This window comes from Massilia violaceinigra, from assembly GCF_002752675.1.
Taxonomy (GTDB): Bacteria; Pseudomonadota; Gammaproteobacteria; order Burkholderiales; family Burkholderiaceae_D; genus Telluria_A; species Telluria_A violaceinigra.
The window spans coordinates 4,010,105-4,031,385 of record NZ_CP024608.1 but is presented as its reverse complement, the minus strand read 5'-3'; the positions used below and the strand labels follow the sequence as shown (position 1 = coordinate 4,031,385).

At 66.1% G+C, this 21,281-nt stretch carries 14 protein-coding genes; 2 read left to right on the top strand and 12 right to left on the bottom strand.

Annotation, left to right across the window (positions count from 1 at the left end; translation table 11 throughout):
- Positions 1-5: 5 nt before the first annotated feature.
- The 9 genes from CR152_RS18055 to CR152_RS18015 all read right to left on the bottom strand — a co-directional run bounded on the left by CR152_RS18055 (position 6) and on the right by CR152_RS18015 (position 14,664).
- Entirely contained in the window at positions 6-3,233 is a 3,228-nt protein-coding gene (locus CR152_RS18055; protein ID WP_099876709.1) for an efflux RND transporter permease subunit, read from the bottom strand.
- Positions 3,230-6,328: an efflux RND transporter permease subunit gene (locus CR152_RS18050; RefSeq protein ID WP_099876706.1), complete on the bottom strand. Its 3,099-nt coding sequence runs from the start codon at positions 6,326-6,328 to the stop codon at positions 3,230-3,232. Before CR152_RS18050 ends, CR152_RS18055 begins: the two co-directional genes overlap by 4 nt.
- A gap of 10 nt (positions 6,329-6,338) precedes the next feature.
- Positions 6,339-7,613 (bottom strand): efflux RND transporter periplasmic adaptor subunit, encoded by a 1,275-nt coding sequence (locus tag CR152_RS18045; protein WP_099876702.1) that lies wholly within the window; start codon positions 7,611-7,613, stop codon positions 6,339-6,341.
- A gap of 292 nt (positions 7,614-7,905) precedes the next feature.
- Complete coding sequence (gene sppA / locus CR152_RS18040) at positions 7,906-9,771, bottom strand: signal peptide peptidase SppA (protein WP_099876700.1); 1,866 nt, start codon at positions 9,769-9,771, stop codon at positions 7,906-7,908.
- A gap of 36 nt (positions 9,772-9,807) precedes the next feature.
- Positions 9,808-11,301, bottom strand: a complete 1,494-nt coding sequence (locus CR152_RS18035; RefSeq protein WP_099876697.1) for a sodium:solute symporter — start codon at positions 11,299-11,301, stop codon at positions 9,808-9,810.
- An 84-nt stretch (positions 11,302-11,385) separates the two neighbouring features.
- Entirely contained in the window at positions 11,386-11,853 is a 468-nt protein-coding gene (locus tag CR152_RS18030; protein ID WP_099876694.1) for a metallophosphoesterase family protein, read from the bottom strand.
- On the bottom strand, positions 11,854-12,279 hold the full coding sequence (locus tag CR152_RS18025) for a hypothetical protein (RefSeq protein WP_099876692.1): 426 nt from the start codon (positions 12,277-12,279) through the stop codon (positions 11,854-11,856).
- A 221-nt stretch (positions 12,280-12,500) separates the two neighbouring features.
- Entirely contained in the window at positions 12,501-14,012 is a 1,512-nt protein-coding gene (locus CR152_RS18020) for an NYN domain-containing protein (protein ID WP_099876689.1), read from the bottom strand.
- Between the two features lie 70 nt (positions 14,013-14,082).
- On the bottom strand, positions 14,083-14,664 hold the full coding sequence (locus CR152_RS18015) for a cysteine dioxygenase family protein (RefSeq protein ID WP_099876686.1): 582 nt from the start codon (positions 14,662-14,664) through the stop codon (positions 14,083-14,085).
- Between the two features lie 333 nt (positions 14,665-14,997).
- Here CR152_RS18015 and rsgA point away from each other — a divergent pair, with 333 nt between their 5' ends.
- Positions 14,998-16,056, top strand: a complete 1,059-nt coding sequence (gene rsgA, locus CR152_RS18010) for a ribosome small subunit-dependent GTPase A (RefSeq protein ID WP_099876683.1) — start codon at positions 14,998-15,000, stop codon at positions 16,054-16,056.
- Here rsgA and CR152_RS18005 read toward each other — a convergent pair.
- Positions 16,053-18,032: an alpha/beta hydrolase domain-containing protein gene (locus CR152_RS18005; RefSeq protein WP_099876680.1), complete on the bottom strand. Its 1,980-nt coding sequence runs from the start codon at positions 18,030-18,032 to the stop codon at positions 16,053-16,055. The two genes, rsgA and CR152_RS18005, sit on opposite strands and share 4 nt — an antisense overlap.
- A 44-nt stretch (positions 18,033-18,076) precedes the next feature.
- Positions 18,077-18,970 carry an NAD(P)/FAD-dependent oxidoreductase gene (locus tag CR152_RS18000; RefSeq protein ID WP_099876677.1) on the bottom strand — a complete coding sequence of 298 codons (894 nt, stop codon included), beginning with the start codon at positions 18,968-18,970 and terminating at the stop codon, positions 18,077-18,079.
- Between the two features lie 162 nt (positions 18,971-19,132).
- Between CR152_RS18000 and CR152_RS17995 the strand changes: the two genes are divergently transcribed.
- On the top strand, positions 19,133-19,348 hold the full coding sequence (locus tag CR152_RS17995; RefSeq protein ID WP_099876675.1) for a DUF3820 family protein: 216 nt from the start codon (positions 19,133-19,135) through the stop codon (positions 19,346-19,348).
- A 15-nt stretch (positions 19,349-19,363) separates the two neighbouring features.
- On the opposite strand, the gene CR152_RS17990 is transcribed toward CR152_RS17995, so the two are convergent.
- Positions 19,364-21,247, bottom strand: coding sequence for a glycosyltransferase (locus CR152_RS17990; protein WP_229413439.1), 1,884 nt, complete (start codon positions 21,245-21,247; stop codon positions 19,364-19,366).
- Between the last annotated feature and the right edge of the window lie 34 nt (positions 21,248-21,281).

The following is a 21,281-nucleotide window of genomic DNA, read 5'->3' as shown; positions in this document are numbered from 1 at the left end:
ATTACTCATTGTGGATTAGGTGAGGCAGCGTTGTCGGCGTGATGACCGAGCTGGCGCTCGGCAGGGCTGCGGCGGCGCAGCTTGTCCATGACGACGTAGACCACCGGCGTGGTGAGCAGGGTCAGGACCTGGCTGGCGATCAGGCCACCGATGATGGCGATGCCGAGCGGGCGGCGCAGCTCCGAACCTTCGCCGAAGCCGATCGCCAGCGGCAAGGCACCCAGTGCGGCGGCCAGGGTCGTCATCAGGATCGGGCGGAAACGCAGCAGGCAGGCCTCGCGCACCGCTTCGAGCGGGGTCAGGCCGCGCGTGCGCTCCGCTTCCAGCGCGAAGTCGATGATCAGGATCGCATTCTTCTTCACGATCCCGATCAGCAAAAACACGCCGATCAGGGCAATGATCGAAAACTCCATCTTGAACAGCAGCAGGGCCAGCACCGCGCCCACGCCGGCCGACGGCAGGGTCGAGAGCACGGTGATCGGATGCACCAGGCTTTCGTACAGGATGCCGAGCACGATGTAGATGACGACGATGGCCGCGGCGATCAGCATCGGCTGCTCCTTGTTCGACTCGTCGGCCGCGCGCGCCGTACCCTGGAAGCTGCCGCGCACATTGTTCGGCATGCCGATGTCGGCCTCCGCCTGCTTCACAGCCGCCTGTCCATCGGCCAGGTTGCTGCCCTGCGCCAGGTTGAACGACACGGTCGTGGCCAGTTCGCCATCCTGATGGTTGACGGAGGTCGGCGTCGAGCTTTCGGCAAAGCTGGCAATGGCCGACAGCGGCACCATGGTGGTCGCTTCGCTGCTCAGGGCCTGGCCGCTGGACGGATCGCGCGCCGCGGTGGTGTTGGCAGGCGCGGCCGCGCCACCGGCGCTGGCGGTGCCACCGGCGCTGGCGGTGCCGCGCGAAGGCACGTACACATCGTTCAGCGCCTCGGGCGACTGCTGGTACTGCTTTGCCACGCCCATGATCACGCTGTACTGATTGAGTTCATCGTAGATGGTCGTCACCTGGCGCTGGCCGAAGGCGTTGTAGAGCGCATTATCGACGTCGCGCGGGTTGATGCCCAGGCGCGCGGCGCTGTCCTTGTCGATCTGGACGAACATCTCGACCCCGTTTTCGGCCTGGTCGGTGTCGACATCGACCAGCGCAGGCTGCCGTTTCATGGCGTCGGCCAGCTTGCCGGCCCACAGTTTGAGGTCGGCCCGGTTGTCGCTCTTTAAGGTGTACTGGTAGGTCGAGTTGGACTGGCGCCCGCCCATGCGCAGATCCTGCACCGGATTGAGGAACATCGACACGCCAGTCACTTTGGCCAGTTGCGGGCGCAGGCGCGCAATCACGGCCTGGCCGCCATCGCTGCGTTCGGACACCGGTTTCAGGTTGATGAACATGAAACCACCGCCGGCCCGTCCGCCGCCGGTAAAGCCAACCACCGTGGCCACCGCCGGATCGCGCCGGATGATGTCGACCAGTTGCTTCAACTTGGCCTGCATGGCCTGGAACGAAATGCTCTGGTCAGCGCGGATGCCGCCGCTGATCTGGCCCGTGTCCTGCTGCGGAAAGAAGCCTTTCGGCGCGGCGCTGAACAGGTACACGTTCAGGCCGATCACGAACACGAAAATGAGCATCACCAGCGCGATGCTGTCGAGTGCCCAGTCGAGCGAATGCTCATAGGCCTTGTGGATGCGGTCGAAACCGCGCTCGGCCCAACGCGCAAGCCGGCCCGGCTTGCGCTCATGGTCGGTGGGTTTGAGCAGCCAGGCGCACATCATCGGCGTGGTGGTGAGCGAAATGACCAGCGAAATCATCACCGCCGCCGACAGGGTGACGGCGAATTCGCGGAACAGGCGGCCCACCTGCCCGCCCATGAACAGCAGCGGGATGAACACCGCCACCAGCGACAGGCTGATCGACAGCACCGTAAAACCGACTTCGCGTGCACCGAGCAGCGCCGCCTGCATGCGGTCCATGCCGTTTTCGATGTGGCGGGCGGTATTTTCCAGCACGACGATGGCGTCGTCGACCACGAAACCGGTGGCCACGGTCAGCGCCATCAGCGACAGGTTGTTCAGTGAAAAACCCAGCATGTACATCACGCCGAACGTGCCGAGCAGGGACACCACCGTGGCCACCGCCGGAATGATGGTGGCGCGTACGCTGCGCAAAAACAGGCTGACCACCAGCACCACCAGCAAAATGGAGATCATCAGCGTCAGCTCGATCTCGGCCAGCGAGGAGCGGATCGAGTTGGTGCTGTCGGACGCCACTTCCAGCTTCACATCCTGCGGCAGCTGCGCCTGCAGCATGGGCACCAGGGCGCGCACGCCGTCCACCGTTTCGATGACGTTGGCGCCGGGCTGGCGCGTGATCAGCACGATCACCGCCGGCTGGCCGTTGAACAGACCCAATGTATTGACGTTTTCGACGCCGTCGATCACCTGGGCCACGTCGTCCAGGCGCACGGCAGCACCGTTGCGCCAGGCGACCACCAGGCTGCGGTAGTCGGCCGCGCTGCGTCCGCCCGTGGCGGTGCTGGCCTGCGAATAGATTTGCAGGCGCATGCCGTTGCCTTCGATCGCGCCCTTGGGCCGGTTGGCATTGGTCGACTGGATCGCGGCGCGCACGTCTTCGGTGGAGATGCCGTAGCGGTTCAGCGCATACGGCAGCAGCTCGACACGCACGGCCGGCAATGAGCCGCCGCCGATTTCCACGTCGCCCACGCCCTGCACCTGCGCCAGCTTTTGCTGCACCAGGTTCGATACCGACTCGAAGATCTGGCCCGGCGATTTGGTTTTCGACGTCAGCGCCAGGATGATGATGGGCGCGTCGGACGGATTAGCCTTGCGGTAGGTCGGGTTACTCTTCAGGGTGGACGGCAGGTCGGCGCGCGCGGCGCTGATGGCCGCCTGCACTTCGCGCGCGGCCGAATCGATCTTGCGGTTCAAATCGAACTGCAGGCTCACACGGGTCGAGCCGCTGCCGCTCGACGAGGTCATTTCGTTCACGCCGGAGATCACGCCAAGGCGCCTCTCCAGCGGCGTGGCCACGCTGGTCGACATGGTGTCGGGACTGGCCCCCGGCAGCGATGCGCTCACCGAGATGGTCGGAAAGTCCACCTGCGGCAGCGGCGAGACCGGCAGCACGAAGAACGCGCCGATACCGGCAAGCGCGATGCCGAGCGTGAGCAGGACGGTGGCGATCGGACGCCGTACGAAAGGCTCGGACAAATTCACTTGGCTACCTCGCCCGCCGTAACGGCGTCTTTACGCGACCAGCGCCGCGCCAGACTGTCGAAGCCGAGGTAAATCACCGGCGTCGTAAACAGCGTGAGCATCTGGCTGACGATCAGGCCACCGAAGATGGCCAGGCCGAGCGGGCGGCGCAGTTCGGCGCCCTCGCCCCAGCCGAGCATCAGCGGCACCGCCGCGAACAGCGCGGCCAGGGTAGTCATCAAAATCGGGCGGAAGCGCAGCAGCGCGGCCTGCTGGATCGCCTCGCGCGGGGCCATGCCCTTCTCCCGTTCGGCCTCGATGGCAAAGTCGATCATCATGATGGCGTTTTTCTTGACGATGCCGATCAGGAGGATGATGCCGATGATGCCGATCACGCCCAGGTCCTGGCCGCTGATCATCAGCGCCAGCAGCGCGCCCACGCCGGCCGACGGCAAGGTGGACAGAATCGTCAGCGGATGCACATAGCTTTCGTACAGCACGCCGAGCACGATGTAGACGCATATCACCGCCGCCAGAATGAGCCACAGCTGGTTCGACAGCGACGCCTGGTAGGCGCCCGCAGCGCCGAGGAAGGTCATGCTGACCGACGCCGGCAGCTTGATCTCAAGCGCGGCGGCGCGAATCGCCTCCACCGACTGGCCCAGCGAGACGCCCGGCGCGGTATCGAAACCGATGGTGGTGGCCGGGTACTGCGCCACGTGGGTGATTTGCAGCGGCGCCGGCTGCTCGGTGATGCTTGCCACCGCCGACAGCGGCGTGGTCTTGCCGGAGCCGGTCTTGATCGGCAACAGGCCCAGGGCGGCGATCGACATGTGCGGGTCGCGCTGCGCCTCCAGGATCACGCGGTACTGATTGGTCTCGGTGAAAATGGTCGAGACGATGCGCTGGCCATAGGCGCTGTACAGGGCGTCGTCGATCGAGGCGGCCGTGACCGACAGGCGCGACGCGGTATCGCGGTCGATGCTGACAAAAGCCGAGACGCCCGTGGCGCCGGCGTCGGTCACCACATTCGTCACCTGCCTGTTCTGCTGCAGATGCCTGACCAAGGTGCCCGCCCATTGGCTGACCGTGGCGCTGTCGGCTCCTTCGAGCGAGACGCGGTACAGCGTCGGACCGCTTTCGGCGTCGATGGTCAGGTCCTGGGTCGGTTGCAGGTACAGGGTGACGCCGGCCACCTCGGCCACGCGGCGGCGCAGGCGTTGCATGATCTCGGCCTGGCTGGACGCCTTGTCGCGTTTCAGGTTGATCAGCATGCGGCCGGTGTGAAGCATGGTGTTGTTGGCCGCGTCGACGCCGACGTTGGAACTGAGCGACTCCACATCCGGATCGGCCAGGATTGCCTTGCCGGCCGCCTGCTGCAGTTCGGCCATGCGGTCGTACGAAATCGACTGGCGCATTTCCACGCGCGCCTGGAGCTGGCCGGTGTCCTGGGTCGGGAACAGGCCCTTGGGAATGAGCACATACAGCACGGCCGTGAGCACCAGCGTGGCCAGCGCCACCAGCAAAGTCAGGCCCTGGCGCGCCAGCACCCAGTTCAGCGCGTGGTCATAGCGTACGATCACGCGGTCGAAAAATGCCTGGGTGCGTTGCGCCATGCGCCCCGGTTTTTCGTCTTCGTGGCTGCGCAGCCAGCGCGCCGACATCATCGGCACCAAGGTCAGCGACACAACGCCCGAAATAAGGATCGTGATGGCCAGGGTAATGGCGAATTCGCGGAACAGGCGCCCCACCACGTCGCCCATGAACAGCAGCGGAATCAGGACGGCGATCAGCGACACCGTCAGCGAAATGATGGTAAAGCCGATCTGCGCGGCGCCCTTGACGGCGGCCGCCATCGGCGTTTCGCCTTCTTCGATATAGCGCGCGATGTTTTCGATCATGACGATGGCGTCGTCGACCACGAAACCGGTGGCGATCGTCAGCGCCATGAGGGAAAGGTTATTCAGGCTGTAGCCGAGCAGGTACATCGCGCCGCAGGTGCCGATCAGCGAGATCGGCACCGCAAGGCTGGCAATCACGGTGGCGCGCACGCTGTGCAGGAAGGCGAAAATCACAAGCACCACCAGCGCCACGGCCAGCAGCAGTTCGAGTTCGACGTGGGTGACGGAGGCGCGGATGCCGGTGGTGCGGTCCGACAGCACGTCGAGCCGCAGCGCGCCGGGCAGGCTGGCCTGCAGCTCGGGCAGGCGCGCCTTGATGGCGTCCACCGTGGCGATGACGTTGGCGCCCGGCTGGCGCTGCACGTTGAGGATGATGGCCGGCTTCATGTTGGCCCAGGCGCCCAGCTTGACGTTTTCGGCGCTGTCGACCACCTTGGCCACGTCGGACAGGCGCACCGGGGCGCCGTTGCGGTAGGCGACGATCAGTTTTTCGTAATCGGGCACGGTCAGGAGCTGGTCGTTGGCGTTGATTGCGTAAGAGCGCGTGGGACCGTCGAAGTTGCCCTTGGCGCTGTTGGCATTGGCGCCCGAGATCGCGCTGCGCAGCGTATCCAGGCCAAGGCCGTAGGTGGCCAGCGCGCCGGTATCGGCCTGGATGCGCACCGCCGGCCGCTGCCCGCCGCTCAGGGTAACCAGGCCCACGCCCGACACCTGGCTGATTTTCAGCGCCAGGCGCGTGTTGACCAGATTCTGTACTTCCGTCAGCGGCACCGTGTCGGACGTAATGGCCAGCGTGAGCACCGGCGCGTCGGCCGGGTTGACCTTGGCGTACACCGGCGGCGCCGGCAGGTCGGCCGGCAGCAGCGAGCCGCCGGCGTTAATGGCCGCCTGTACTTCCTGTTCAGCCACGTCGAGCGTTTGCCCCAGGCCGAACTGCAGGGTGACGATGGAGACGCCCGAGGCGCTGGTGGAACTCATGCGCTGCAGGCCGGACATCTGGCCGAAGCGGCGTTCCAGCGGCGCCGTGACGGTACGCGCCATGACTTCCGGACTGGCGCCTGGATACAGCGTCTGCACCTGAATGGTGGGGAAGTCGACCTGCGGCAGCGCCGACAACGGCAGGAACTTGAAGCCGACGAAGCCGGCCAGCACGATCGCCAGCATCAGCAGCGAGGTGGCGACCGGGCGCCGGATAAACGGGGCGGACGGATTCATCGCACGCCCTTCATTTCGGCGCTCCTTCGCGCTGGCGGCGACGGCCACCACCGGCGCCGACAGCCGGCTTGTCGGTCGGCAGGGTCACTTTGGCGCCATCCTTGAGGCGGTCCGCGCCTTCGGTAATCACCTGCTCACCCGCTTTCAGGCCTGTTTTCACTTCCACCTTGTCCACCGTGGCCTGGCCGCGCGTAACGGGCCGCACGGCGACCGTGCGTTCGGCGGCATTGAGCACGTAGACAAAGTCGCCCGTGCTGCCGTGGCGCAGCGCGGTCACCGGCACCACGACGGCATCCTTGATGGTGCGCATCTCCAGGCGCAGATTGACGAACTGGCTGGGGAACAGCGCCTGGTCACCGTTGGCGAAACGCGCCTTGGCGCGCACGGTACCGGTCTGCACATCGACCTGGTTGTCGAGCGCCTTGAATTCACCTCTGGCGAGCGAGGTGGTACGGGTGCGGTCGAACGCGGTGGCGGCCAGGCTGGCGCTGTCGCGAATGCGCGCCTGCAGGTCCGGCACGCGGTCTTGCGGCACCGCGAGTTCGACGTCGATGGGCGAGAGCTGGGTGATGACGGCGATGCCGTTGGCGTCGCCGCTGCCGACCAGGTTGCCCATGTCGATCACGCGCAGGCCCACCCGGCCCGTGATCGGCGCCTTGACCTGGGTGTAGCTCAGGTTCAGGCGCGCCACACCTTCGGCCGCGCGGTCGGTCATGGCGGTGCCTTGCAGTTGCTTGACCAGCGCGGCCTGGGTATCGACCTCCTGGCGCGCGATGGAGTCCTGCGTGAGCAGGGTGCGGTAGCGCTCCAGCGTGACCTTGGCGCTATCGAGCTGCGCTTCGTTGCGCTGGCGCGTGCCGGACGCCTGCATCAGCGCCATCTCGAACGGGCGCGGATCGATGGTGGCCATCACCTGCCCCGCCTTGACCAGCTGTCCTTCGCTGAAGTGGATCTTTTGCAGGATGCCCGCCACTTGCGGGCGCACCGTGGCCGTGGCGGCCGCCGTGACCGTGCCGAGAGCGTCGAGGATGACCGGGATGTCGGTGCGTTCGGCCGTGGCCACGCCGACCGTGGTGGCCATGCCGCCGCCGCGTCCACCACGGCCACCGCCGACACCGCCCGGGCCGGAAGCCGCGCCCGGCGCGCCGCCAGGGCCGCTGGCCGGGCTCTGGTGGGTCAGGTACCAGGCGAGTCCGCCCAGTCCGGCCATGGCGAGTACGGCAATCACACTACCGATAAGCTTGGCACGGCGGCCGCGCCGTGGCTGGGAGGGTGATGGGTTCATGCATTTCCTTGTCTTGATTGCAACGATTATTGAAGGAACTCTAGCATGGACAAGGGGTTTGACATGTTTCGGCCGGGGCAGGTTCAAGCCCCAAAGCGGGTCGATTCATGGGCTGTGATGGCAAGCGCATGCCGCCGGCACGCTTCGAGTGGTGGCGGGGCATGCATTGTCATAGGGGGAATGGGTGATACGGGCGAGTTTGTAACAAACTACATGGCGTTACAAACCCGCTACAAATCGATGGCGTGGCGCGCGGATGGGCATGGACTGCCCATCCGCGTACAGCAAGGCGTCAGGGCGCCGTGCACATGCAGTGGGTGACCGCAGTGAATGGCTTGCGATCCTTGGCCAGGTCGGCCAGCCAGCTCAGTTCCTTGCTCACTTCGGCCACGGCGCTCGACGGCACGCCGGTCGGCATCAGGCCCAGTTTGACCTCGATGTTGACCGCGTGCGCGGCGCTCACGCCGAACACGGAGGTGAGCACGCGCTCGAATGCCGACACCTCGCGCTCGACGTAGGCCACGCGGTAGCCGTCGGCCAGCTTGGCGCGTTTGGCGGCCGACTTGAGCGCATCGGTGTAGCTGCCGATGGTGTCGACCAGGCCGCGTTCCTTGGCCTGCACGCCGGTCCACACGCGGCCCTGCCCCACTTCGTCGATCTTCGGCTGGGTGGTCTTGCGCGCCGCGGCGGCCTTGGTGGTGAAGTCGCTGTAAATATGGTTGATGCTGCTCTGGATCAGCTGGGCGAAGCGCGGGTCGAGCGGACGCATTGGATTGTAGGCGTCGGCCAGCCAGGTGGTGGTCACGCCGGCGGTGTGGATGCCCAGTTTCTCGACCACCTTTTCGGCCGTCGGCAGGATCGCGAACACGCCGATCGAACCGGTGATGGTGGCGCGGTCGGCGAACACTTCGTCGGATGCCATCGAAATCCAGTAGCCGCCCGACGCCGCCACGCTGCCCATCGACACCACCACGGGTTTACCGGCGGCGCGCGTCAGTTCCAGCTCGCGCCGGATCAGTTCCGAACCGAAGGCGCTGCCGCCGGGCGAATCGACGCGCAGTACGACGGCCTTGATCTGCTTGTCCTCGCGCGCCTTGCGGATCAGGTTCGCGGTGGACAGGCCACCGATCGAGCCCGCGGGTGCATTGCCGTCGCTAATTTCGCCGGAGGCCACGATCACGCCAACGGCGTCGCCCATCAGCTCCGGGGTCACGCGCATCAGGTACTCGCCGAAACCGACCTGGCGAAAACTCGTGCCTTCATCGTCCTTGGCGCCGCGCGTGATCATCATGGCGCGCACTTCGTCGCGCGTTTTCAGGCCGTCCACCAGTTTGCTGGTCAGGGCCAGCTTGCCGGTGTCGCCGGCGGCTTGCTCCATCTCGGCGGGCAGGGTCTCGATGCGCTGGGCGATCCAGCCGGCCGGCAGCTTGCGGTTTTTCTCGACGTCGGTGGTGTAGCCGCTCCACAGCGCTTTAAAGAGGAAGGCGTCCGCTTCGGCCGCTTCCGGCGAGGGGCCGTTGCCGATGTACGGCTCGGCGAAGCTCTTGTAAGTACCGACCTTCATCAGGTTGACCGTCACGCCGACCTTGTCGAGCGCATCGCGGTAGTAATTGCGGTAACGGCCGAAGCCTTCGATCATGACCGCGCCCATCGGATGCATATAGACCTGGGTGGCGTGCGAGGCGAGCAGGTACTGGCGCTGGTCGAACGCGCTGCCCCAGGCGATGACGGGTTTGCCCGACGCCTTGACGCGGTCGATGGCCAGGCCGACTTCATTGAGCATGGCAAGTCCGGCGCCATCCATTTCGTCGAGCAGCAGCAGCACGCTGCTGATCTGCGGGTCCTTGGCGGCGCGATCGAGCACGGTGAGCACGTCGCGCAGCTGCACCGACCTGCGCACTTCGCCGGCGCCGGCGTTGGCCATGAGCGCCTCGCGCACGTTGCCGCTGTGCTGCTCGACCAGGCTGCCCTTAATTTCGAGCACGAGCGCGGTCTTGGTCGCCATCGGCTTGACGCCGCCGCCGCTGAAAACGGCGATCAGCAGGAACACGACGATGGCCAGGAACAGTACGTTGAGCACGCCCCGGCGCGTGCTGTCGACCGCTCTCCAGAACACGCCGAAACCCCGGCGAAGGGAAGACAAGGGTTTGAATGACATCGGTACTCCGGCAGAAAATGTGGGGGTTGGTAAAGGCTAAACGTCTACTGTAAGCGAAATCGCCGGGTCCCGTCCGAAATGCGGGGCGCGCCCGGGGCTGGAAATCGCCCACAAGCCGGCAAACACCAATATGCCATTAATCATGAGCAACTCAAGTCCGAGGCGATAACTTCCCAACAGCAATGTTTGATTATATTCAAGGAAAGCGCAGATCACGGGGCCGCCGACGGCCACCAGCGGCACCCAGCGGTCCCTGAGCGTGCGCCGGGTCAGGATGCCGAAGGCGAACAGGCCAAGCAGCGGGCCGTAAGTATAGCTGGCCACTTTCAGGATCACGCCGATCATGCTGGGACTGTCGACCCATTTGAAGGCCATCACCAGCACCAGGAACAGCAGCGCAAAACCGAGGTGCACGCGCTGGCGCCAGCGCACCTTGTCCTGCTCCGTCAGGTCCTGGCGGCGCGTGAGGCCAAGCAGGTCGATGCAGACCGTGGAGGTGAGCGCGGTGATGGCGCCATCGGCGCTGGGGAACAGGGCCGAGATCAGCGCGATCAGGAAGATGATCTGCAGCGTCGCCGGCAAGTGGCCCATGACGATGGCGGGGAACAGCTTGTCGCCCGTGGCGGTGGCACCCACCACCGGCGCGTACAGGTACAGCAGGCCGCCCAGGAACATGAACAGCGATAGCACCACGAACAGGATCACGGTGAGGCTGAGCAGGTTTTTCTGGGAGTCGGCCAGGGTTTTGACGGAGATCGTCTTTTGCATCATCTCCTGGTCCATGCCGGTCATGGCGAGGACGATGAAGGCGCCGGCCACGATCTGCTTGAGGTAGAAATTGGGGCTGTCGAAGGACGTGGTAAACACGCGCGCCAGGCCGCGCTCCTGCATCTGGGCCAGGCTCTGGCCGACCGACAGGTCCATCTGGAACAGCAGGATGGCGATGCAGGCGAGCAGCCCGAATAGCATGCAGCTCGTTTGCAGGGTATCGGTCCAGACGATGGTCTTGACGCCGCCCTGGTAGGTGTACATCAGGATCATGGCCAGGATCACCAGGGTGGTGAGCCAGAACGGTACGCCCAGGCTGTCGAGGATGATGGCCTGCAAAATATTCACCACCAGGTACAGGCGCGCGGTGGCGCCCAGCAGGCGCGAGATAATGAAAAAGGAAGCGCCGCTCTGGTAGGCGCGCCGGCCGAGGCGCTGGTTCAGGTAGTCGTAGATCGAGGTCAGTTTCAGGCGGTAGTACAGCGGCAGCAGGATGTACGCGACCGCGATGTAGCCGATCACGTAGCCGATCAGGATCTGCATGTAGCCGAAGCCGTCGCGCCCGACCGCGCCGGGCACGCTGATGAAGGTCACGCCGGACAGGGTGGTGCCGACCATGCCGAAGGCGACCAGCTTCCAGTTGCTGCTTTTATTACCGATGTAGAAGCTGTCGTTGGTCGCGTCGCGCGAGGTGGCCCAGGCGACGCCGAGCAGCAGGGCGAAGTAGGCGATGAGGATGCAAAGAAGTAAAGCCGGGGACATGGAATTGCCTTGGATATTCGAACCGGCAGCAATATACACCGAGCCGGGTCGCGGCATCGGACGAGGGAGCTTTCGGGGATGGCCTCAACGGCGCGAAATCAGCTCGACGATGTTGGCCCTCACCTCATCGCCATCGACCAGCAGTTCGGCCGCGGTGACGGGCAGGCTGAAACGGCGCGGACCGGCGCTGCCGGGGTTCAGGTACAGCAGCCGGCCGCGCTGCTCGGCCAGCGGCCGGTGCGAGTGGCCGCACACCACCACCCTCACATCATCGGGCAGCGCGGCCGCATCCAGATCGGCGATGTCGTGCAGCGCGTACAGGCGCACCCCGCCCACGGTCAACAGAGCGCTGTGCGGCACGGCGGCGGCCCACTCGCCCTTGTCGTTATTGCCGCGCACGACCGTCAAGGGCGCGATCGCGGCAAGATCGGCCAGGATGGCGGCGTTGCCGATGTCGCCGCCATGCACGATGTAGTCGCTACCGGCGAGAAAAGCCATGGCCTCGGGACGCAGCAAGCCGTGGGTGTCCGAAATCACGCCGATGCGCAGCAATCAGGTCTCCTTGCCTGCCACGCGCCGGAACGGGCCGATGCAGGCATCGAGGGACTCGGCGGCGCACATCACAAACAGGGTGCCGGACGGATGGAAGCGAATGAAATTGATCCCCGTGGCGCCGGTTTTCATGACCTTGCCCGAGCAATCGGGCTTGCCGTTGACTTTGACGTTCTTGTCGACCAGCTTGTAGAAGCCGGCGGCGCTCGGCTTGGCCGGAATCTCGAATTTGCTTTCGGAGACCTCGGCGGCGCTGATCACGAGCGTGGTGCCGTCGCCGCGGAAGCGGTAGGTTTCGGAGCAGCCGCCGCCGGGCAGCTTGAGCGTCCAGATGCCGAGAATGGGATGGCTGGCCGCCAGCGGCGCGCCGTGGGCGACGGGCGCGAGCACGGCCAGTGACAGCGCAAGGACGGTGAGCATACGCATGGCGGGCTTCCTTTTCGGACGATCATGGGCGATAGCTTGAAGTTTGCACCATTTTGCGATTGCGTGCAGGGGCGGCATATGTGCGCGCGGCACTTGGAAAGCGGCCATGCATGCGGCATATCGGGATCGTCACGGGGACAGCGGTGCTGGTGGACGGCGGATTGGCGATGCAATCGACAGTCGATGCGCGCGGGAGCGTGGCGCCCCCGCGCTGAGGCTTCTTACTTGCTCTTCGCCGGCGCCTTCGGCTTGGCCGGACGGCGGCTGCGCGGGATCGCCTTGCGGACTGGCTTGGCGGCGGCTTCGTCGCCTGCCGGCAGCTCAAGCGCCACCGGTTCCGGTTCCGGTTCCGCTTGCGGTGCCGGTTCCGGCTCGGCTTGCGGCGCCACGTCGGCCTGCTTGGCCGCCTTTTTCGCCGCGGGCTTACGCGCGGGGCGACGTTTTTCCTGCGCTGGCGGCACCGGCGCCACCTCAGCTTCGGCCGGCTGCTCCGTGTCCTCGACCTGCGGGACCGGGTCGTACCATGCCGGAGCGGCTGCAACCGGCTCCTCGGCTTGCGCCACGCTGGCCTCGGCCACCGGCTCGTTGCGGTTGCGTCCTCCACGGCCGCGACGGCGCGACGACTCGGGAACGACCGGTGCGGTATCGGCCGCTTCCGGCTGCGGGTCGTACCAGGCCGGCACGCTTGCTACCGGCTCGGCGTCTACCGCTTCGACTGCGTCCTCCGCCTCCACCACCTCCGGCGCGGCTGCTTCGACCGTGTCGTTGCGGTTGCGTCCACCGCGACCGCGGCCGCGGCGCGACGATTCCGGCTTGGCCGCAGCTTCTTCCGCTACCTCGGCGTCCACTGGCGCGTCCTGCACGGCTGGCGCTTGCAGCTCCACCGCAAGCGCATGGTTGTTGTTCGCGGCATTGCTGCTGCGGTAAACGTAGGCACCGGATTTTTCGTCACGGCCGAATTCGAGCATGCCGCGGTTCTGCGCTTCTTCCAGCAGATTGCCAAAGGTGCGAAAGCCGTAGTAGGTTTCGTTGAAGTCGGGACGGCGGCGCTTGAGCGTGTCTTTCAGCAGCGACGCCCAGATCTTGCCGCTGTCGCCGCGCTCGGACACCAGCGCATCGAACATTTCGACCACCAGGTCGATCGCCTGCGCCTTGCGCGCTTCGAGTTCTTCCTTGCGGCGGTTGCCTTCGTCGGGCGAGCGCTTTGGCTGCGGCTGCACCTTGCGCTCGTCGCGCTTGGCGGCCGCGCGCTTTACTTCGCGCACCAGGTCGTCGTAGAAAATGAACTCGTCGCAGTTCGCCACCAGCAGGTCCGAGGTGGACTGCTTTACGCCCACGCCGATCACCTGCTTGGCGTTTTCGCGCAGCTTGGACACGAGCGGCGAAAAATCGGAGTCGCCGCTGATGATCACGAAAGTGTTGACGTGCGATTTGGTGTAGCACAGGTCGAGCGCATCGACCACGAGGCGGATGTCGGCCGAGTTCTTGCCGGACTGGCGCACATGGGGAATCTCGATCAGCTCGAAGTTCGCTTCATGCATGGTGGCCTTGAAGCCCTTGTAGCGCTCCCAGTCGCAGTACGCCTTCTTGACCACGATGCTGCCCTTGAGCAGAAGCCGTTCGAGGACCGGCTTGATGTCGAATTTTTCGTAGTTCGCGTCGCGCACGCCGAGTGCGACGTTCTCGAAGTCGCAAAACACCGCCATGCTGATATTGTCTGAGGATGAAGCCATATGATCTGTTCTCTAATAATGGTTTTGCCAAGCTGATCTTAGATTATACGCAACAACCCGATATGGGCAATTACTGCCAGTTTTCAGGTGTGGCGCGGGCGCTGTAACCGGAGACAAAACGTGTGGCGGCGCCGGTGGCCGGCTCGTACACATGGCGCTCCACGCGGCCGATGTCGGCGCCGTATACGTGGATGCTGACCGAGACCGCGCCGGGGCAGGCATTCGAGACGCGGTGTATGTCGCCCACGCGCGGCGACACGATGTCGATGGCGCCCGCCGGCAGGTGGTGCGCGCCAAGCGCTTGCAGCGGGCCGCTGCCTGCGGGAGGGGCGAACTCCTCGCACTGTTCGGCGCCGCGCAGCACGCCGACCATGCCCCAGACGGTGTGGTCGTGCACCGGCGTGGCCTGGCCCGGACCCCATACAAAACTCACCACCGAGAAGCGTTCGCGCGGGTCGCAATGGAGCAGGTATTGCTGATAGCGGTCGGGGTGAGGCTGGGCGAAGGCCGCGGGCAGCCAGTCATCAACTGTAACCAGATCGGCGAGGAGCGCCCTGCCCTGCTCCAGCATAAGCACTTCATCCTGCGCCGCCGTATCGGCAAGGCTGGTAAAAGCGCGTACGAAGTCGCGCAGGCGGGCGGGGTTGGTCATCGCTTCAGCTCCATGGTGCTCCTTCGCGCAGGGCGGGTGCAGCGAATATAACATTGTCCCCGCGCTTGACGCGCCTGGCCGCCACTGTCACACTTCCCACTTTAATTCACTTCCACAGGAGACTACACCATGCATACGAATGACATTGCCCTCCTGTCGGCTGCCTGATCCCGCCACAACCCGCCTTACTGCTGTTCTTCTGGACTGAGCATCGTGTGTTGATGCGCGCCTGATCGCGCGCCGACCTCCGTTTTCCTTTGCCTGCGTGCTATTGCGCGCGGCTTGTGCCCGCGCGCGTCGCGGGCTTGACGAATCCGGGAACACATTCTCACCATGATCCACATCGATTTTGAATCTCTGCGCACTATCGGGCTGACGCAATCGGTCGCCAGCCAACTCGCCACCATCAACGACCCATCAGAGGGCACGCGCCTGGCGCGCGTCACCGAAATCCATCGCGACTGGGCCGTCATCCATGACGGCGCCGCCGAATCGCGCGCGCGCTCGCTCAATAAACTGATCCAGTCGCTGCAAGCGAACGACGCTGCCCTCGCCGTGGGCGACTGGGTACTGGTTGAAACCCACGCCCACGACGAGCAATGGCTGTCCGAACGGCTGCCGCCGGTGACCCACCTCGCGCGCCGCACCAGCGAGGGGCGCCGCCAGTCACTCGCCAGCAACGTCGATACCGCGTTCCTGGTCATGGGCCTGGACCACGATTTCAACCTGCGCCGGCTCGAACGCTACCTGGCGCTGGCCGAATCGTCCGGCGTCCAACCGGTGGTGGTGCTGACCAAGGCCGATATCGGCGTTGACGTCGAGGAGCGCATGCGCCAGCTCACGGAGCGCCTGCCGCGCCGGGTGCAGGCGTTTGCGCTCAACGCCCTGGGCGACGAGCCGGCGCGCGTACTCGCGCCCTGGCTGGCACCCGGGCAGACGCTGATCCTGCTCGGGACATCCGGCGCGGGCAAGTCGACCCTGACCAATGCGCTGTCGGCCAGCAGCCAGGAGACCGGCGGCGTGCGGCGCGGCGACAACCGCGGGCGCCACACAACCACCGCGCGTTCGCTGCACCAGTGCCCGAGCGGCGCCTGCATCATCGACACCCCCGGCCTGCGCTCGTGGCAGCCGGACGCCGATGAAGAAGCGCTGGCGGCCAGCTTCGACGACATTGGCGAGCTGGCGCGGCATTGCCAGTTCCGCGATTGCGCGCATGAAGAGGAACCCGGCTGCGCGGTGCGCGGCGCGGTCGATCCGGACCGTTTGCTGAACTACCGCAAGCTGCTGCGCGATGCACGGCGCAGCCAGCAAACGCCGCTCGAGCGCATCGCCGCCCGCAACAAGTGGAAGGTGATCATCAAGGCGCACAACACTAAAGAACGGCAGCGTTAAGGCACCTGCGGGCCGGCCCGCTGCTCGACTTTGGCGCGCTCAATGAAACGGGTAACGTCTTCATCGAGCAGCAGGCCCTCGTCGCGCAGGGCTCTTGCGGCGAGCGCCACCGCCTTGGCGTATTCCAGCCGCGTCGGGTAGCGCTGCGAGAGCGCGCGGCGCGGATCGCCCGCGCGCGGCAGCGCCGCAAACGGCACCGACAAGCCATTCAGGCCGCACAACTGGCCTTCCGCAAAGCCGCCGCGGCGCAGGTTCCAGCCGGTGTAGGTGGCCAGCGGCACCTCGACATCGGGCAAACGGATGCCTGCGATATCGTGGCCGTCCACGTCGGCCATCGGCACCAGCACCTGATAGCGTTTGTCGGCCGCCGGCTTGGGCGGCAGGCTGGCGTAATCGACCACCGTCAACTCATTCAAGCCTTCCGGATAGCTCACCCCTAACGCGCGCAGGTCCGGAAAACCGACCGCGTCGCGCTGCGGCGGCACGAGCATGGCGTTGCCGATCCGCGGAAAGCGGCTGGCCGGAGGCTCCTTGCCGTTGCGCGCCCACGCCACCAGACGATCGAGCAGCACGCGCACGGCAGGCCCCTGCTGCGCAGTATTGTTCGTCCATTTGCAGATGCCGACCGTCGCGCGGCTCGCGGCCATGTGCTGGGTAGAGGCCATGAGGTAGGCGCGCACGCCGGCCGGCAGGGCGATATCCTTGCCGGCGCCGTCGGTCGCCACCAGCGAGGCGCGGCCCTGCCAGAATTCGGTGCTGCTGTCGACGTGCATCAGCTTGGGGCAGCTATCGTTTGCCTGGCAGCGCGCGAAAATGCCGTCGGTGGCGCCGCTCACCGGATCGGTGGTGACCGCATAGCTGAACGGGAACTGGTCGCCGTAGCTCCAGTGGTTCAAGTGCTGGGTGGAGTAGCGTTCCGGCCGGCCGAAGCGGCGGTTGACGAAGCTCTTGCGGCTGCCGGCAAGGAGCGGCATGGCGCCGTCGAATACCCTGCCGCCGCGCGGATCGGCATTGAAACCCTGCCAGATCAGGTCACGCAAAAAGCGTCCCGGCTGCGACACGCCCAGTGCCAGCGTGACGTCCGGCTTGATGTCGGCCAGGGGATTGGGTTGGCCGGCGCCGTCGGCGAGGCCGGATTTGAGGTGGCTGGTAACGTCGCGCAGCGCCGCCATGCCCAGGCCCATGACCACCGGGTCGACCGCCTCGTACTGGAACTGGTAGATCGCGCCGGCGTCGAAGCCGCGCGGGCGGGTGATGTCGATCCGCGTGGGACTGGCGTAGCTCCACGCGCTGGCCGGCAGGATGAGCGGCGCGGCGGTGGCATGGGCGCGCACGCTCAGCACCGCCCCCGCCTGGCCGGTGGACGCTGCCCGATACGCCAGGTCAATGGCGCCGGTGGGTTTGATGTCGTCGAAGACCTTCTCTTCGACGCTCTGGCCGGTGATCGGCTGGCCGTCCGCACGCGCCGTGGGAAAGGCGGTACCGGCCGATTCGCCGTTGGCCGACAGGCCGATATCGCCCTGCCAGCCGATCCACGCCAGCGTATGCCCGCGCCGCATCAGGAAACCGTTGCCGGTATCGCCGGCTCCGGCCTCGTTGACCATCTGGAGCGCCAGCTTGCCGCCGCGGTTGGGGATATCGAGCAGGAGCACGCGCGAGGCACTGGCGGCGTCGCGCGGACGCAGGAGGATAACGTCGGTGCGGTATCTGACCCAGCCGCCGCTGGCGGGCGCCTTGTCGAGGTCCACGATGGCGCGGTTGGCCGGATGATGCGGGTCGATGCGCATGTGCGCGACGGCGACGATTTTCTCGTAGGCGCCAGCGTCGTCGAAGACCTTGCCGTCGAAGGCGGGGCCGCGGCTGACGATCTCCAGGCGCTCGATCTGCGCGGCCGGCGAGCCGGTGCCGCCGGGCGCGGCGCAGGAGGCCAGCATGGTGAGCGCGAGAAGGCAGGACAGGCGGCGCAGGCAGGTCAATTTCGGCTCCTTGTGAGAGCCAGACGATAGCATGTCAGGCCGTGTCAGGCAAAGATCACCGAGCGGTGGGCTGCCGTGCCGGCGGTCACGCCATCGGCGGCGGCCCAGGTGGCGTTGTGCGGCATGCGCGCCACGTCGCCGGCGGCGAACACACCGGGCACGGTGGTTTCCTGGAACTCGTTGGTGCGCACGTAGAGACCGAGCGGGCCTTCGTCAAAGGCGCATCCGAGCTGCTGCGCGAGCGGGCTTGTGGACACCTGTGTGGCCAGGAACGCGGCATCGGCCGGCACCAGCGTGCCATCGGCAAGGGCGATGCCGTCCAGCGCCGGCGCCACGCCACCGAGCGACACCACCGGACTATGTTCGATGCGGATGCCGCGCGCGCGCAGGATCTGCTCCTGCTCCGGGTCGAGCGCGATGCCGTTGGCGCAGTAGGTGACGAACGGCGACCACTCGGCGATCAGCTGCGCCATGTGGGACGACATCGGCATCATGCCGATCACCGCGAGCCGCCGGCCCAGGAATTCGTAGCCGTGGCAGTAAGGACAGTGAAGGATGGATGTGCCCCAGCGCTCGCGCACGCCGGGAATCGCCGGGAACTGGTCGACCACGCCGGTCGCCAGGATCAGGCGCTTGCCGCGCATGCGCTCACCGCCGGCCAGGACGATTTCAAAGCCGCCGTCGACCCGGGCCGCGCTGTCGACTGTGGCATCCATGACGCTGGCGCTTGGGTAGGCCAAGAGTTGGCGGCGCGCGTCGTCCATGATGGCGCGCGGGGGGCGTCCGTCGTGGCCGACAAAGCCGTGGGCGGCGGCGGCGAAGCGGTTGCGCGGCTGGCCGGCGTCGATCACGCGCACCGGGCGGTTGGCGCGCGCCAGTTGAATGGCGGCGGCCATGCCGGCGAAGCTGCCGCCGACGACGATAAAGTCGGTGTCCATAGGGGTATCCATCGTGTGCCTTTCGGGGTGGTTGGCGACTCGGCCAGCTTGCCGAGTTTTAACGTAACAATGATAGTTACGTTAACTGGCGATGTCAAGCCGAAGGCATTCGCGAACGCGAGACCGGCCGGCAGACGTGGTTTTTGCTAAAGTAGCGGGATCATGAAACCTGAACACCTCCAGCTGCTGCTGACCCGTGAGATGCCTTACGGCAAATACAAAGGCCGCGTCATCGCGGACCTGCCCGGCCACTATCTTGGCTGGTTTGCGCGCGAAGGCTTTCCGCGCGGCGAGATCGGCGAACTGCTCGCCCTGATGTACGAACTCGATCACAACGACCTGCGCAGCCTGCTCGCCCCCTTGCGCGCTCGCCGCTGACCGGTACGGTGACGGTCAGGAAATCGTCGGCCTGCGCCGGCGCGCGTCATTGCTGCCCGCCGCCGCGATCACACGCCGGAAAAACGCGACCAGTTCGGGCACATGGGCGTCGAAGGTGAACTGCGCGCGCTGCGACCACACCTGCTCGCGTAGCGCGTCCATGCGCGGGCGGTCGCGCAGCAAGGCGCCCAGGTGCTCGATCGAATCGTAGAACAGGCCGGTGCCGAGCCGGTGCGACAGCGACTGCGTCGCGACGATGGCGCCTTCGTTACTGCGCTGGATCATCGGCAGGCCGGCTGCCGCCAGGGTGGCCATGCGCGCCGGATAGTTCAGGTCATCCCAGTTGGCGCGCCGCAGTTCGCCGTCGTTGGTGCTGGCGAAGGCGTGCAGCCAGCCGGCGTCGTAGCGTGAGAATTCTTCCACCCAGCGCGATTGGTCGACATTGGCATGCAGGTGCAGATGGCGTGGCGCCAGGCGGCGTGCGTCGGCTATCCATTGGCGCCACTGGCCGTGCGTGAAGTCGCCGTAGAAATGCAGGTGGATGCCCTGGGCCGCCAGTTCGCCCACGGTGTGGGGATGCAGGCCGATGGGGCGGCCCGGAACGACCGTGTGGAATTCGCCGTCGTCCGCGGCGGACAACAAGGTCGTGCGCGCCTCGCCAAACCAGCTGGCCTTGGGCAGGTCGCCATCGAGCACGTGGCAGGGCTTGGACGTCGACAGGCCCGGCAGCACGGTATCGAACCAGTCGCGCATTTCCGGGCTGCTGAAGATGCAGCCGTCGGCGAGCTCGTACAGCTCCACCAATTGCGGCCAGGTGCCTTTTTCAAGACAGATGAACGGGCCTTCCTTGAAGTGCCACACGAACGGCACGCCTGGCGTGCCCAGCATCAGCTGGTGGCAAAACGGCACCGCTTGCCAGTTCAGCTGGGCGTGGATGATGTCCGGCCGCAGCCACCCGAGCGCCTCGCGCCAGCGGCCGGAGGGCAGTTCGCGCACATGCCCGAACGGCAGCGGCCCGACCGTGTTGTACCAGTACGGCTCGCGCATCCACAGCCCGTGCAGCGTGTGGCCCCGCTCTTCCAGCGCCAGCACGCGGTCGGCGTTATAGGCCAGTTCGCCGGCCAACAGAATGTTCAAGCCATCTTCCGCAGCCGGCGTGGGCGCTCGTGCGCGCATGGCGCGGTACTTCGCCACCTCGTCGATCGCATTGCCGGCCGTGGTGTGAAAGCGCAGCGGCTCGCGCACCCGGTAATGCTGGCGAAACGGGTTGATGCCGCCCACCGGCTCCTGCATCAGCTTGTGGCGCTGGGCCGGGTGGCTGGTCCATTCGCAACTCACCCGGCCGGTGCCGGTAAAGCAACCTTGCTCGCGCAGTCGGCCCCAGAACAGGCGTTCCAGGTCGTCAGATTCGAGTTCGTCGCGGTCGGTCCAGCGCAGCTCGCTCTTGCGGTACATGCACTGGACCAGCTGCAGCGCGCTGCCGGCGATCAGGCCGCCGGCAGCGCGGTTGTAATGATGGCGCACGCCCGCGTACGCGAGAACGGCGTCGGGCCGGGCCCGCAGCGCCGCGCACAATGTGGCCAGGTGCTCGCGGTAAAACACGTCGTCGCTGGGCAGGCAGGCGATCAGCGGCGCGCGCGCCAGGTCCAGCGCGCAGTTCAGGGCATTGCCCAGGCCCGTGTTGTGCGGCAGGCGCTGGTAGCGCACGCGTTCATCGCGCAGGAACGGTTGGACCACGCCGGCCGTGTCGTCGGGTGAGCCGTCGTCGATGACGATGGCTTCCCACGCGCCAAGGGACTGGGCCAGCAGGCTGTCGAGCGCGCGCCGGATGAAGTGGCACTGGCCGTACGTCGGCATCAGCACAGTGACCTGCGGTTCGGTTGGGAAAGGGCTTGTCAAAGCGGACTCTTCAAAGGATGGTTGACCTGTGAAG

Excerpts from the sequence above, each read along its gene's own strand:
- CR152_RS18020 (WP_099876689.1), bottom strand. The coding sequence starts at position 14,012 with ATGGCTTCATCCTCAGACAATATCAGCATGGCGGTGTTTTGCGACTTC.
- CR152_RS18045 (WP_099876702.1), bottom strand. The coding sequence starts at position 7,613 with ATGAACCCATCACCCTCCCAGCCACGGCGCGGCCGCCGTGCCAAGCTT.
- CR152_RS18025 (WP_099876692.1), bottom strand. The coding sequence starts at position 12,279 with ATGCGTATGCTCACCGTCCTTGCGCTGTCACTGGCCGTGCTCGCGCCC.
- CR152_RS18015 (WP_099876686.1), bottom strand. The coding sequence starts at position 14,664 with ATGACCAACCCCGCCCGCCTGCGCGACTTCGTACGCGCTTTTACCAGC.
- CR152_RS18000 (WP_099876677.1), bottom strand. The coding sequence starts at position 18,970 with ATGGACACCGACTTTATCGTCGTCGGCGGCAGCTTCGCCGGCATGGCC.
- sppA (WP_099876700.1), bottom strand. The coding sequence starts at position 9,771 with ATGTCATTCAAACCCTTGTCTTCCCTTCGCCGGGGTTTCGGCGTGTTC.
- CR152_RS17995 (WP_099876675.1), top strand. The coding sequence starts at position 19,133 with ATGAAACCTGAACACCTCCAGCTGCTGCTGACCCGTGAGATGCCTTAC.
- CR152_RS18035 (WP_099876697.1), bottom strand. The coding sequence starts at position 11,301 with ATGTCCCCGGCTTTACTTCTTTGCATCCTCATCGCCTACTTCGCCCTG.
- CR152_RS18050 (WP_099876706.1), bottom strand. The coding sequence starts at position 6,328 with ATGAATCCGTCCGCCCCGTTTATCCGGCGCCCGGTCGCCACCTCGCTG.
- rsgA (WP_099876683.1), top strand. The coding sequence starts at position 14,998 with ATGATCCACATCGATTTTGAATCTCTGCGCACTATCGGGCTGACGCAA.